The organism is Streptomyces sp. NPDC093089 (assembly GCF_044754405.1).
In the GTDB taxonomy this organism is placed as follows: domain Bacteria; phylum Actinomycetota; class Actinomycetes; order Streptomycetales; family Streptomycetaceae; genus Streptomyces.
Window position 1 is genome coordinate 254,633 of sequence record NZ_JBIVPA010000004.1, and the last position, 12,577, is coordinate 267,209.

11 protein-coding genes are annotated in these 12,577 nt (G+C 74.0%); 3 read left to right on the top strand and 8 right to left on the bottom strand.

Annotated elements, in window-relative coordinates; translation table 11 throughout:
• Window positions 1–3: 3 nt before the first annotated feature.
• Both ACIQFX_RS11205 and ACIQFX_RS11210 read right to left on the bottom strand, forming a co-directional pair.
• The gene (locus ACIQFX_RS11205; protein WP_402461068.1) at window positions 4–1,107 is read right to left on the bottom strand and encodes a tetratricopeptide repeat protein; all 1,104 of its coding nucleotides are present in this window, start codon (window positions 1,105–1,107) and stop codon (window positions 4–6) included.
• Window positions 1,104–2,486, bottom strand: coding sequence for an AAA family ATPase (locus ACIQFX_RS11210; protein WP_402461069.1), 1,383 nt, complete (start codon window positions 2,484–2,486; stop codon window positions 1,104–1,106). The genes ACIQFX_RS11205 and ACIQFX_RS11210 overlap by 4 nt, the downstream gene beginning before the upstream one ends.
• A 73-nt stretch (window positions 2,487–2,559) precedes the next feature.
• On the opposite strand from ACIQFX_RS11210, the gene ACIQFX_RS11215 reads away from it, so the two are divergent.
• Complete coding sequence (locus ACIQFX_RS11215) at window positions 2,560–2,928, top strand: hypothetical protein (RefSeq protein WP_402461070.1); 369 nt, start codon at window positions 2,560–2,562, stop codon at window positions 2,926–2,928.
• Here the strand turns inward: ACIQFX_RS11215 and ACIQFX_RS11220 are convergent.
• The 4 genes from ACIQFX_RS11220 to hrcA all read right to left on the bottom strand — a co-directional run bounded on the left by ACIQFX_RS11220 (window position 2,925) and on the right by hrcA (window position 7,040).
• The gene (locus ACIQFX_RS11220) at window positions 2,925–3,668 is read right to left on the bottom strand and encodes a 16S rRNA (uracil(1498)-N(3))-methyltransferase (protein ID WP_402461072.1); all 744 of its coding nucleotides are present in this window, start codon (window positions 3,666–3,668) and stop codon (window positions 2,925–2,927) included. The genes ACIQFX_RS11215 and ACIQFX_RS11220 overlap by 4 nt on opposite strands.
• Window positions 3,665–4,747, bottom strand: a complete 1,083-nt coding sequence (locus ACIQFX_RS11225) for a nitronate monooxygenase (RefSeq protein WP_402461073.1) — start codon at window positions 4,745–4,747, stop codon at window positions 3,665–3,667. Before ACIQFX_RS11225 ends, ACIQFX_RS11220 begins: the two co-directional genes overlap by 4 nt.
• 133 nt (window positions 4,748–4,880) lie before the next feature.
• The gene (gene dnaJ, locus ACIQFX_RS11230) at window positions 4,881–6,020 is read right to left on the bottom strand and encodes a molecular chaperone DnaJ (RefSeq protein WP_402461075.1); all 1,140 of its coding nucleotides are present in this window, start codon (window positions 6,018–6,020) and stop codon (window positions 4,881–4,883) included.
• Entirely contained in the window at window positions 6,021–7,040 is a 1,020-nt protein-coding gene (gene hrcA, locus ACIQFX_RS11235) for a heat-inducible transcriptional repressor HrcA (protein ID WP_402461076.1), read from the bottom strand.
• Between the two features lie 147 nt (window positions 7,041–7,187).
• On the opposite strand from hrcA, the gene ACIQFX_RS11240 reads away from it, so the two are divergent.
• Both ACIQFX_RS11240 and ACIQFX_RS11245 read left to right on the top strand, forming a co-directional pair.
• A complete protein-coding gene (locus tag ACIQFX_RS11240) occupies window positions 7,188–7,916 on the top strand; it encodes an MBL fold metallo-hydrolase (protein ID WP_402461078.1) in 729 nt (242 codons plus the stop codon).
• 10 nt (window positions 7,917–7,926) lie between these two features.
• Window positions 7,927–8,727 carry a DUF3097 domain-containing protein gene (locus ACIQFX_RS11245; protein WP_402461080.1) on the top strand — a complete coding sequence of 267 codons (801 nt, stop codon included), beginning with the start codon at window positions 7,927–7,929 and terminating at the stop codon, window positions 8,725–8,727.
• Between the two features lie 661 nt (window positions 8,728–9,388).
• Here ACIQFX_RS11245 and hemW read toward each other — a convergent pair.
• Together hemW and ACIQFX_RS11255 are read right to left on the bottom strand one after the other, a co-directional pair.
• A complete protein-coding gene (gene hemW, locus ACIQFX_RS11250) occupies window positions 9,389–10,630 on the bottom strand; it encodes a radical SAM family heme chaperone HemW (RefSeq protein WP_402461081.1) in 1,242 nt (413 codons plus the stop codon).
• A 39-nt stretch (window positions 10,631–10,669) separates the two neighbouring features.
• Window positions 10,670–12,547 carry an AMP-dependent synthetase/ligase gene (locus ACIQFX_RS11255; RefSeq protein ID WP_402461083.1) on the bottom strand — a complete coding sequence of 626 codons (1,878 nt, stop codon included), beginning with the start codon at window positions 12,545–12,547 and terminating at the stop codon, window positions 10,670–10,672.
• Window positions 12,548–12,577: the final 30 nt, after the last annotated feature.

Here is a 12,577-nt window from a genome sequence, read left to right on the forward strand (position 1 = left end):
CGGTCAGTCCTTCGGCGCGCGCCGGTTCAGGGCCGAGCGGCTCACCCAGTACGTGATGATCACGGCCCAGAACAGGGGCGTGCCGAGCCCGTTCACCACCCCCGAGCCGACGGACCGCAGGGCCAGGGCCACGAGCGAGTACAGGCCGAGGAGCCCGACGGCCCCTCCCATGAACAGCACCGGCCGGCAGTTGCGCGCCACCAGGAGCATGGGCCGGCGCAGCCGGGGCGGCACCCGGCGGGCCATCCACACCGCCCACCCGGTCCAGGAGCCGACGACCACGGTCCCGCCGACGAGGAGCGGGACGGCCGCCTCGGACCAGCCCGCGCCGTCGGGCACCCAGGCGCGTGCGACGGCGGAGGCGATGAACCCGAGCAGGGCCACCCAGCGGGCCCCGGCGACCGTGTTCCAGGCCATGGCCTCCAGGTTGTGGCGGGCCTTGCGGTCCTGGAGGTCGAGTGCGGCGGAGGCGACGAAGCCCTCGGCGGCCTGCGTCCACGCGCCCCGGTGGAACCAGCGGCGGCGCAGCCGCAGCAGCGACAGGTTGTTGTGGGCCTCGCTGCTCTGCGGGTTGAGCCGCAGCGTCGTCTCGTACGCCCGCTGCGCGGTGACCCGGTCGCCCCGGCGCTGGGCGGTCAGACCGACCAGGAAGTGGGCCGCGTCCTCCTCGGGGGCGAGCTCGACGGCCGCCCTGGCCGCCTCGTACGCCTCGACGGTCCGGCCGGGCGTGCGGGCGTGCTCGCCGTGCTCCGCGAGGGCGGTGCCCAGCGCGTAGTGGGTGCCCCAGTACTGCGGGGCGAGCTCGACGGCGTGACGGGCGGAGGCCTCCGCCTCCGGGTACCGCTTCGCGGCGAGCAGGACGTGCACGCGCATCAGCCAGCCCCCGAGCAGGTCGGGCTGGGCCCGCAGGGCCTGGTCCACCGCGGCCAGGGCGGCGGGCCCCTCCCCGCTCCGGTGGTGGCAGCGGGCGAGCAGCACCAGGGCCTCGGCGTCCTCCGGATCGGTCGCCAGGTGCTGGGCGACGAGCGCCCCCGCCTGCGCGTACCGCCCGGCGTCGTACAGCGCCTCGGCGCGCAGCAGCGCGGTCGGTCCGCCCGGGGCGGTCACAGCTTGCGCTTCCGCTTGAGGTGGGCGAGGAGGTCGTCGTACAGGCCGCCCTCGTTGGCGAACATGGCGACGTTCCGGGCCGCCGCGAACCACGGCTCCGTCGACGGCTTGATCTGCTTGGCCGCGCCGAGCAGGTCCTTGGTGGTGATCAGCCGTACGGAGCCGGTGCGGGCGGAGTCGAGGAGCGCCGCCTCCGCGGCCGTCTCGCACAGGTGGGCGAGGTCGGCGCCGGAGAAGTCCTCGGTGACCTTGACGAGCTTGCCGAGGTCGACGGCCTCGATCGGGCGCTCCCGCAGGTGGTAGCGGAGGATCGCCTCCCGGGCCTTGGCGTCCGGCGGCAGCACGAGCAGGGTGCGGTCGAGGCGGCCGGGGCGGCGCAGCGCGATGTCCACGTCCCAGGGCACGTTGGTGGCGGCCAGCACGAAGACGCCCTCGTTGCCGGCGCCGCTCGCGATGCCGTCGAGCTCGGTGAGCAGCTGGTTGACGACGTTGCGCAGACCGCTGTGGTGGGTGCGCGAGCGCTTGGCGCCGAGCGCGTCCAGCTCATCGAGGAAGACGACGCAGGGCGCCTGGCGGCGGGCGGTCTCGAAGATGTCGTGGATGTTCTTCTCCGAGGCCCCGATCCACATGTCGAGCACGTCGGAGAGCGACACCGTGAGGAAGTTCGCGCCCAGCTCGCCCGCGACGGCCCGCGCGATGAACGTCTTGCCGCAGCCGGGCGGCCCGTAGAGCAGCAGCCCGCCGCGCAGCGACTTCCCGTACAGCCTGCGCAGTTCGGGGTTCCGCATCGGCGCGAGGAACGCGGCTTCCAGGCGGTCCTTGACCTCCTCCATGCCGCCGACGTCCGCCAGCCGCACGGTCCCCGGCGCGTCGACGTCCCAGGCGGCCGCGTCCCCCGCCGTCCCCTCGCCCCCGTCGGCCTGCGGCGCGTCCAGGAACCGGGGCCCGACCAGGTCCCGCACCTGCTGCTCGGCGGCGTCCCAGTCGAAGGCGGGCGCGGGCTCTGGGGACTCCGCGGGCTTGTCGGGAGCCGGAGCGGGCGTGGACGGCACTTCGGGTGCGGGCGCGGACGCGGGCGGCTCGTCCGGGGACGGAGCCGGAGCGGGCGTGGACGCCGCATCGGGCCGCTGCGTCGGCGCGGGTGCGGGCGTCGGCGCGGGTGCGGAGGCCGGGGGCATGCCCATCGCCCGCATCATCAGCGCCCGCGCGGCCGCGTCCCCCGGCGCGTGCTGGAGCGCGACCGCCGCCTCCGCGACGGCCTCGTCGTTCCGCCCCTCGGCGAGCAGGAGTTCGGCGAAGTGAAGACGCAGGGGTACGTCACCCGGGGCGGCGCCCACGGCGGCGCGCAGACTGCGGAGGAGAGGGGACTCGTCGGCCATGCGGCCAGCCTAAGGAGCGGCGGGGGGCCGTTGTCCACCGGGTGCGGCGGGGCGCGGGCGTAGGGTGCCCGGCATGAGACGGGAAAGCGCGCCGCGCAGGCTGACCGTGGACGGCACCGTGTGGCTCTGGAACGTCCGGCACCGGCACCCCGACTGCCGGACGGTGCTCTCCCTGCGCCGCGCCGAGCACCGCCACGCCCAGCTCCGGCTGGTGTTCCGCGACGGCCCGGGCCGCGTCGTCGCCGGCTACCCCTTCGGTCTCGGCGACGTCGCCTCGACCGGCGGCGCCATCCTGAACCTGAACAAGCCCGGTGTCGTACGCCGCTTCCTGGCGGAGGCCGCGGCCCGCGGCCTCCTCCCCACCGCCCACGGCATCCGCGAGGAGGACGCCTGGCCGCTCTACGACACCCTGGCGGGCACCGAGGAGGAAGTCACCGCCTAGCCCCAGCGGCCGGTGCGGCCCAGGACGAGGGCCGTCGCGGCCGTGCCCGCCGTGGAGGTGCGCAGGACGCTGCGGCCCAGGCGGTACGGCTTCGCCCCGGCCGCCTCGAAGGCGGCGAGCTCGTCGGGCGAGACCCCGCCCTCGGGGCCGACGACCAGGACGATCGAGCCCTTCTCCGGGAGTCCGGCGGTGGCGAGCGCGCCGCTCGGGTGGTCGCGGTCCTCGTGCAGGACGGCCGCGAAGTCGGCGCCCGCGAGGAGCGCGGCGACCTGCTTCGTGCTCATCAGGTCGGCGACCTCGGGGAAGCGGGTGCGGCGCGACTGCTTGCCCGCCTCGCGGGCGGTGGAGCGCCACTTGGCGAGGGCCTTGAGGCCGCGGTCGCCCTTCCACTGGGTGATGCAGCGGGACGCGGCCCACGGCACGATCGCGTCCACGCCGGTCTCCGTCATCGTCTCGACGGCGAGTTCGCCCCGGTCGCCCTTGGGGAGCGCCTGGACGACCGTGATGCGCGGCTCCTCCTCGGGGTCCTCGGACACGGACGAGAACTCCACGGTCAGCCGGTCCTTGCCCTCCGCGGCGACGACCACGCAGTCGGCCCAGCGGCCCCGGCCGTCGGTCAGGACGACGCCCTCCCCGGGGTTCAGCCGCTTCACGGAGACGGCGTGCCGGCCCTCGGGCCCGTCCAGGACGAAGTGCCGGGTGTCGGGGAGGTCGTCGACGACGAAGACGGGTGCGGTCATGAGGCGCTCCTGTGGGCGATCTCGGAGAGGGCGGTGTCGAGTTCGGCGGCCAGCACGTCGACCAGTTCCCCGGCGGGGAGCGCCCGGGCGAGCCGGTGGCCCTGCCCGGCCCACAGGGCCATGCCCTGGGCGTCGCCCGCGGTGGCGGCCGCCTTGCGGATCGGGGCGGTGAGGTGGTGGACCTCGGGGTAGGCGGCGGGGGCGTACGGCCCGTGCTCGCGCACGAAGCGGTTGACCAGGCCCCGCGCCGGGCGTCCGGAGAAGGCCCGGGTCAGGGCGGTCCTGGTGAACAGCGGGTCGGTGAGGGCCCCCTTGTGCAGGGGGTGGGCGCCGGACTCGGGGCAGCCGAGGAAGGCGGTGCCGAGCTGTGCGGCGTCCGCTCCGGCGGCGAGGACGGCGGCGATCTGCGCGCCGCGCATGATCCCGCCGGTGGCGACGATCGGCAGTGCGACGCGCTCGCGGACCTGGGTGACGAGGGCGAGCAGCCCGGTGCCCGGGGTGTCGTCGTGGGCCGGGTCGTTGCGGTACGAGCCCTGGTGCCCGCCCGCCTCGACGCCCTGGACGCACACGGCGTCGGCGCCCGCCCGCTCGGCGGCGAGGGCCTCCTCGGCGGAGGTGACGGTGACGATGGTGAACGTGCCGATCCGGGCGAAGGAGGCGAGGACCTCGGGCTCCGGGCAGCCGAACGTGAAGGAGACGACCCGGACCGGGTCCTCGCGGAGGATCGCCAGCTTGGCGTCGTAGGCGTCGTCGCGGCTGTCGTCGGCCTCGCCGAGCGGGGTCTCGTACCAGGTGGCCTCGCCCGCGAGCTGGTGACGGTAGACCTCCACCGCGGCGGGGTCGGCGGGCCGGCCGTCCTGCGGCATGAAGAGGTTGACGCCGAAGGGCCGCGCGGTCAGCCGGCGTACCTGCTTGATCTCCTGGTACAGGCCTCCGGCCGTCTTGTACCCGCCGGCCAGGAAGCCGAGCGCCCCGGCCTCGCAGACGGCTCCGACGAGCTCGGGACAGGAGGCTCCACCCGCCATGGGGGCCTGCACGATCGGAAACCGAGAGAGATCGTTCAGTGCGGTGGTGGACATATGGGCATCGTGTCATGCCCCTGCTTCCGGGCCGAATCCGCGCGTCAGGTCATGGAAGGAACCACTCCGGAAACGGCGGGAGGGGCGGCACCCGCGCTCCGCGCGTGCCGCCCCTCCCTCGTACCGCTCCGTCCTACCGCCCGTTGAAGGCGTCCTTCAGGCGCGAGAACAAGCCCTGCTGGCCCGGCTGGAACTGGCCGGTCGGCCGCTCCTCGCCGCGCAGCTTGGCGAGCTCGCGCAGCAGCCGCTCCTGCTCCGCGTCGAGCTTGCCCGGGGTCTGGACCTCGACGTGCACGATCAGGTCGCCCCGGCCGTTGCCGCGCAGGTGCGTGACGCCGCGGCCGTGCAGCGGGATCGACTGGCCGGACTGCGTGCCCGGCCGGACGTCGATCTCCTCCAGCCCGTCGAGGGTCTGCAGCTGCACCTTGGTGCCGAGCGCGGCCGCCGTCATCGGCAGGGTGACCGTGCAGTGCAGGTCGTCGCCGCGCCGCTGGAACGTCTCGTGCGGGATCTCGTGGATCTCGACGTACAGGTCGCCGGCGGGGCCGCCACCGGGGCCGACCTCGCCCTCGCCCGCGAGCTGGATGCGGGTGCCGTTGTCGACGCCGGCCGGGATCTTGACCGTGAGCGTGCGGCGGGACCTGACCCGGCCGTCGCCCGCGCACTCGGGGCACGGCGTCGGGACGACGGTGCCGAAGCCCTGGCACTGCGGGCAGGGACGGGAGGTCATGACCTGGCCCAGGAAGGACCGGGTGACCTGGGAGACCTCGCCACGACCGCGGCACATGTCACAGGTCTGCGCGGAGGTGCCGGGAGCGGCGCCCTCGCCCGAGCAGGTCGTGCAGACGACCGCCGTGTCGACCTGGATGTCCTTGGTGGTGCCGAAGGCCGCCTCGTTGAGGTCGATCTCCAGGCGGATCATGGCGTCCTGGCCGCGGCGGGTCCGCGAGCGCGGGCCGCGCTGCGAGGCCGTGCCGAAGAAGGCGTCCATGATGTCGGAGAAGTTGCCGAAGCCGCCCGCGCCGAAGCCGCCGCCCGCGCCACCGCCGCCGGAGGCCGAGAGCGGGTCGCCGCCGAGGTCGTAGACCTGCTTCTTCTGCGGGTCCGACAGGACCTCGTAGGCGGCGTTGATCTCCTTGAAGCGTTCCTGCGTCTTCGGATCGGGATTGACGTCCGGGTGCAGCTCGCGGGCGAGCCTCCGGAACGCCTTCTTGATCTCGTCCTGGGACGCGTCGCGGCGCACGCCGAGTACGGCGTAGTAGTCCGTGGCCACTTACGACTCCGCCAGGATCTGTCCGACGTAACGTGCCACTGCGCGTACCGCTCCCATCGTTCCGGGGTAGTCCATGCGGGTCGGTCCGACCACGCCGAGTTTGGCGACTGCCTCGCCGCCCGAACCGTAGCCGACCGAGACGACGGACGTGGAGCTCAGCCCCTCGTGGGCGTTCTCGTGCCCGATGCGTACGGTCATGCCCGATTCCTTGGCCTCGCCGAGCAGCTTGAGGAGCACGACCTGCTCCTCCAGGGCTTCCAGGACGGGCCTGATCATCAGGGGGAAGTCGTGTCCGAAGCGGGTCAGATTGGCGGTGCCGCCGATCATCAGCCGCTCCTCGTGCTCCTCCACGAGCGTCTCCAGGAGGGTCGCGAGCACGGTGGACACCGTGGCGCGGTCCTCGACCTCCTCGAAGGACTCGGGAAGGTCCTGCACCAGCTGCGGCACGTCGGCGAACCGGCGGCCGACGACCCGGCTGTTCAGCCGGGCCCGCAGGTCGGCCAGCGAGACCTCGCCGAAGGGCGCCGGGCAGTCGACGACCCGCTGCTCGACCCGCCCGGTGTCCGTGATGAGCACCAGCATCAGGCGGGCCGGGGCCAGCGAGAGCAGCTCCACGTGCCGGACGGTCGAACGGGTCAGCGAGGGGTACTGGACGACGGCGACCTGACGGGTCAGCTGGGCGAGCAGCCGGACCGTGCGGCCGACGACGTCGTCCAGGTCCACCGCGCCGTCGAGGAAGTTGTGGATGGCGCGCCGCTCGGGCGTCGACAGCGGCTTGACGCCGGCCAGCCGGTCGACGAAGAGCCGGTAGCCCTTGTCGGTCGGGATGCGGCCCGCGCTGGTGTGGGGCTGTGCGATGTAGCCCTCGTCCTCCAGCACCGCCATGTCGTTGCGCACCGTGGCCGGCGAGACGCCGAGCTTGTGCCGCTCGGTGAGCGCCTTGGAGCCGACGGGCTCCTCCGTCCCGACGTAGTCCTGGACGATGGCGCGCAGCACCTCGAGTCTGCGTTCGCTGAGCATCGTGCGCACCTCCAGCTGTCGACGTCGTTCCGGTTGCTCCGCTTTTGGCACTCACCCGGTCCGAGTGCCAGCGATCCCCGGTCAGTGTACGGCGGCGGGCATCGCTCCTGGCAAGGAGGCGGCGCCCCCACCGGCTAGCGTCGCCCCATGGACGCGGATTGGGAAGCGCACGGATGGGAACGCCTCGCGGACGGGGTGGGGCGTCGGAGACTGCCCCGCTGGGACGCCACGGCCGGACTGGTACTGGGGGAACGGGGGGTGCTCCTGTACGACACGGGCTCCTCCCTCGCCGAGGGCGCCGAGCTGCGGTCCCAGGTGACCGCACTCACAGCCGGCCGCAAGGTGACGCACATCGCACTCAGCCACCCCCACTTCGACCACGTGTTCGGCACGGCGGTCTTCGCGGGCGCCGAGGTCTTCGGCGCGGTCGGCTCCGACGAGCTCCTCGGCCGGCCGCGGGAACGGGAGGAGCTGCGCAGCGACGCGGTACGCCACGGCCTGGACGCCGCGGCCGCCGCGGAAGCCGCTGACGTCCTGGTGGCCCCGCGGCACGTCGTCTCCGGCGAGTGGACCCTCGACCTCGGCGGCCGGCAGGTCCTCCTCGCGAACGTCGGCCCCGGCCACTCCGGCCACGACCTGGCCCTCTGCGTTCCCGGCACCCGCGAGGTCGTCTTCTGCGGAGACCTGGTCGAGGAGTCGGGCGAACCCCAGGCCGGCCCGGACGCGATCCCGTCCCGCTGGCCGGACGCCCTCGACCGGCTGCTGGGCCTCGGCGGCGAGGACGCCCTGTACGTGCCGGGGCACGGCGCGGTCGTCGACGCCGCGTTCGTACGACTCCAGCGGGAGGAACTGGCGAGGCGCTTCTCCGTCGCATAACGTCGCCCGAATGCGCAGCTACAACCCGGATCTGACGCCCCCTTGGAAGCGCTCGGCACCCGTCCCCGAGGTGCCGGCCGACCGCGACCTCGTCGTCGAGGAGGTCACCACGGGCTTCTGCGGGGCGGTCATCCGCTGCGAGGCGGGCACGGTGACCCTGGAGGACCGCTTCGGCAAGCACCGGGTCTTCCCGCTCGACCCGCGGGGCTTCCTCCTGGAAGGCCGCGTCGTGACCCTGGTCCGCCCCTCCGCCGCCCCGGCCCGCCCCACCCGCACCGCCTCCGGCTCGGTCGCCGTACCGGGCGCCCGGGCCCGCGTCGCCCGCGCCGGCCGCATCTACGTCGAGGGCCGCCACGACGCCGAGCTCGTCGAACGGGTCTGGGGCGACGACCTGCGCATCGAGGGCGTCGTCGTCGAGTACCTCGAAGGCGTCGACGACCTCCCGTCGATCGTCGCGGACTTCGCCCCCGCGCCCGACGCCCGGCTCGGCGTCCTCGTCGACCACCTGGTCCCGGGTTCGAAGGAGTCGAGGATCGCCGCCCAGGTGACGTCCCCCGACGTCCTCGTCGTCGGCCACCCCTACATCGACGTCTGGGAGGCCGTGAAACCCTCCTCCCTCGGCATCCCCGCCTGGCCCCGCGTCCCCCGCGGCCAGGACTGGAAGACCGGCGTCTGCCGCGCCCTCTCCTGGCCCGACAACACCGGCGCCGCCTGGCAGCACATCCTCTCCAAAGTCACCTCCTACAAAGACCTCGAACCCGCCCTCCTCGGCCGCGTAGAAGAACTCATCGACTTCGTCACAACCCCCTGACCCCCACCCCCACGCGGACGCGCGCCACCCCCGCCCCAGGCCCGCGCGTCGCCCGGCGCCCCCACGCGGGCGCGCACCGCCCGCCACCCGCCGTGTGGGCCCGCGCGCCGGCCGCCGGCCCACCTCTGTACGGGCCGCGCCCGCCACCCTGGCCCACCCCCGCGTGGGCCCGCACGCCGGCCGCCGGCACCCTCCGTGTGGGCAATCGTCCCGCTGGGGCGGGACGGGTGGGCACACGGGACGGCGCCCTCGGCGGCGCCCCCGCCCCTTGGGCCTGGACCCGCACCGATACGGCGCCGTACAGCGGGTGCGGGTTCGGGCGCGGAAGCCTGGCCCGGCAAAGGGGCGCCGTCCGTTGTGCCCACCTTCCCCCAGACTCCGTCCGGGGGGACCCCCACGCCCCTGGCGGACGATTGCCCACAACGAGGCGGGCCAGGCCCTGCACCGCGCACAGGTCGAGCAGGCGAACCCCCGCGCCCCGGGGAGGGCCACCAGGCTCGCCCGGGCACAGCGACGACCCGGCGGGGCGCAGGCAGGGATGAGCGCAAGCCCAGACAGACGCGGGCCCGAACGCACGCAGGCCCAGCCAGGCACAGGCCCGAACGCACGCAGGCCCCGGCGGACGCGGGCCCCGACAGGCGCGGCCCCGGCAGGGGAGGCCTCAGTCCACCAGGTCCCGTACCACCGCGTCCGCGAGCAGCCGGCCCCGCAGGGTGAGGACCGCGCGCCCCGTCTCGTACGGCGCGGGGTCGAGGAGCCCGTCGGCGAGGGCCTTGCCGGCCGCGGCGAGCCCGGCGGGCTTGAGGAGGGACAGGTCGACGCCGTCCCGGAGCCGCAGCTCCAGGAGGATGCGCTCCACCCGCCGATCCTCCTCGGAGAGGAGCTCGCGGCCGGCGCCCGGGGACTTCCCGGCGGCCAGCGCGGCCGCGTAGGCGCCGGGGTGCTTGACGTTCCACCACCGGACGCCGCCCACGTGGGAGTGGGCGCCGGGGCCGGCGCCCCACCAGTCGGCGCCGCGCCAGTAGAGCTCGTTGTGGAGGCAGCGGCCGGCCTCGGAGGTGGCCCAGTTGGAGACCTCGTACCAGGAGAAGCCCGCCGCCTCGAAGGCCGCGTCGGCGATCAGGTAGCGGTCGGCGTGCACGTCGTCGTCGGTCATGGGCACCTCGCCGCGCCGGATGCGCCGGGCGAGCTGCGTGCCCTCCTCGACGATCAGGGCGTAGGCGCTGACGTGGTCGGGGCCCGCGCCGATCGCCGCGTCGAGGGAGGCCCGCCAGTCGTCGTCGGTCTCGCCGGGCGTGCCGTAGATGAGGTCGAGGTTGACGTGCTCGAAGCCGGCCGCCCGCGCCTCGGCGACGCACGCCTCGGGGCGCCCGGGGGTGTGCGTGCGGTCGAGGATCTTCAGGACGTGCTGCTTGGCGCTCTGCATGCCGAAGGAGATCCGGTTGAAGCCGCCCTCGCGGAGCTCGGCCAGGTACGCCGGGTTCACGGACTCCGGGTTGGCCTCGGTCGTCACCTCGGCGTCGTCCGCGAGCCCGAACTCGTCGCGGATCGCCCCCAGCATCCGTACGAGGTCCCCGGCGGCGAGCAGCGTCGGCGTGCCGCCGCCGACGAAGACGGTCCGCACCGGCCTCGGGTCGTCGCCGAGGACCTTCCGGGCGAGCCGGACCTCCTCGACGACCTGCTCGGCGTAGTTGTCCCGGGAGGCCAGCACCCCGCCCGTACCGCGCAGCTCGCTCGCCGTGTACGTGTTGAAGTCGCAGTAGCCGCACCGCGTGGCGCAGTACGGCACGTGCAGGTAGAACCCGAGCGGCCGCTCCCCCGCCCCTTCCAGGGCGTGCGGGGGCAGCGCCCCGTCGTCGGGCACGGGCTCACCATCGGGCAGTACGGAAGGCATGGGCCCCATTGTCCCGTACTGCCCGGGGTGGCCGTCGTGCGGCGGGGGTCAGGACTCGCGGGAGCCCGCGTACATCTCCTCGATGAGGTCCTTGTACTCGCGCTCGACGACCGGCCGCTTCAGCTTGAGCGACGGGGTGAGCTCGCCGTGCTCGATGTCGAGGTCGCGCGGCAGGAGCCGGAACTTCTTGATCGTCTGCCAGCGCTGGAGGCCCTCGTTGAGGCGGTCGACGTAGCCCTGGATCAGCTTCTGGGTGCGCGCGTCGGCGACGACCTCGGCGTACGGCTTGCCCGCGAGGTCGTGCTCGGCGGCCCAGCCGAGGATGGCGGGCTCGTCGAGGGCGATCAGGGCGGTGCAGAAGTTCCGGTCGGCGCCGTGGACGAGGATGTTCGAGACGAACGGGCAGACGGCCTTGAACTGGCCCTCCACCTCGGCCGGCGCGATGTACTTGCCGCCGGACGTCTTGATCAGGTCCTTCTTGCGGTCGGTGATGCGGAGGTAGCCGTCGGCGGACAGCTCGCCGATGTCGCCGGTGTGGAACCAGCCGTCGGACTCCAGGACCTCCGCCGTCTTCTCGGGCAGGCCGTGGTAGCCCTCCATGATGCCGGGGCCGCGCAGCAGGATCTCGCCGTCGTCGGCGATGCGGACCTCGGTGCCGGGGAGCGGCTTGCCGACGGTGCCGGTGCGGTAGGCCTCGCCGGGGTTGACGAAGGAGGCGGCGGAGGACTCGGTGAGGCCGTACCCCTCCAGGATGTGGATGCCGGCGCCGGCGAAGAAGTAGCCGATCTCGGGGGCGAGCGCGGCGGAGCCGGAGATGCAGGCGCGCAGGTTGCCGCCGAAGGCCTCGCGGATCTTGCCGTAGACGAGCGCGTCGGCGACCTTGTGCCTGGCCGTGAGGCCGAAGGGCGCGGAGGCGGTGCCGGTGCGGCGGAAGTTGTCCTGGGTGGTCTTGGCGTACTCGCGGGCGACGCCGGCCGCCCACTGGAAGATCTTGTACTTGGCGCCGCCGGCCGCGCGGGCCTTGGCGGCGACCCCGTTGTAGACCTTCTCGAAGATGCGGGGGACGGCCGCCATGTAGGTCGGCTGGACCACCGGCAGGTTCTCGATGATCTTGTCGACGCGGCCGTCGACGGCGGTGACGTGACCGACCTCGATCTGGCCCGAGGTGAGGACCTTGCCGAAGACGTGGGCGAGCGGCAGCCACAGGTACTGGACGTCGTCCTGGGTGACGAGGCCGGTCGCGGCGATGGCCTTGGCCATGTACGACCAGTTGTCGTGCGGGAGGCGGACGCCCTTGGGGCGGCCGGTGGTGCCCGAGGTGTAGATGAGGGTGGCGAGCTGGGTGGAGGTGATCGCCCCGACCCGCTCCTTGACCGCCTCGGGGTGCTTCTCCAGGTAGGCCTTGCCGCGCGCCTCGAGCTCGGCGAGGGAGAGCACGAACTCGCCGTCGCTCTCCACGCCGGTGGCGTCGACGACGACCACGTGGTGGAGGTTCGGCAGCTCGGCGCGGCGCTCGACCGCCTTGGCGAGCTGGGCCGCGTCCTCGGCGATGAGGACCTTCGACTCGGAGTCCGCGAGGATGAACGCCGACTCCTCGGCGTTGGTCTGCGGGTAGACCGTGGTGGTCGCGGCGCCCGCGCACATCACGCCGAGGTCGGCGAGGATCCACTCGACCCGGGTGGAGGACGCGAGGGCGACCCGCTCCTCGGCCTGCACGCCGAGGTCGACGAGGCCGGCGGCGATGGCGTAGACCCGCTCGGCGGCCTGCCCCCAGCTGAGCGACTTCCACTCGTCGGGGCCGGTACCCGAGGCGGCGGGGACCGGATGGCGGTAGGCCTCCGCATCCGGAGTCCGCTCGACGCGCGTAAGGAAGAGGGACGCCACGGAGGGCGGCCGGTTCTCGATCTGGGTCTGTGTGTCGCTCACGACGTCCTCCGGGCGGCGGCGGTGCCTTCT

What these genes read in the sequence shown, in the direction of transcription:
- hemW (WP_402461081.1), bottom strand. Translation starts at nt 10,630, where the DNA reads ATGGGGCCCATGCCTTCCGTACTGCCCGATGGTGAGCCCGTGCCCGAC.
- ACIQFX_RS11220 (WP_402461072.1), bottom strand. Translation starts at nt 3,668, where the DNA reads ATGACCGCACCCGTCTTCGTCGTCGACGACCTCCCCGACACCCGGCAC.
- ACIQFX_RS11225 (WP_402461073.1), bottom strand. Translation starts at nt 4,747, where the DNA reads ATGTCCACCACCGCACTGAACGATCTCTCTCGGTTTCCGATCGTGCAG.
- ACIQFX_RS11240 (WP_402461078.1), top strand. Translation starts at nt 7,188, where the DNA reads ATGGACGCGGATTGGGAAGCGCACGGATGGGAACGCCTCGCGGACGGG.
- hrcA (WP_402461076.1), bottom strand. Translation starts at nt 7,040, where the DNA reads ATGCTCAGCGAACGCAGACTCGAGGTGCTGCGCGCCATCGTCCAGGAC.
- ACIQFX_RS11210 (WP_402461069.1), bottom strand. Translation starts at nt 2,486, where the DNA reads ATGGCCGACGAGTCCCCTCTCCTCCGCAGTCTGCGCGCCGCCGTGGGC.
- ACIQFX_RS11245 (WP_402461080.1), top strand. Translation starts at nt 7,927, where the DNA reads ATGCGCAGCTACAACCCGGATCTGACGCCCCCTTGGAAGCGCTCGGCA.
- ACIQFX_RS11215 (WP_402461070.1), top strand. Translation starts at nt 2,560, where the DNA reads ATGAGACGGGAAAGCGCGCCGCGCAGGCTGACCGTGGACGGCACCGTG.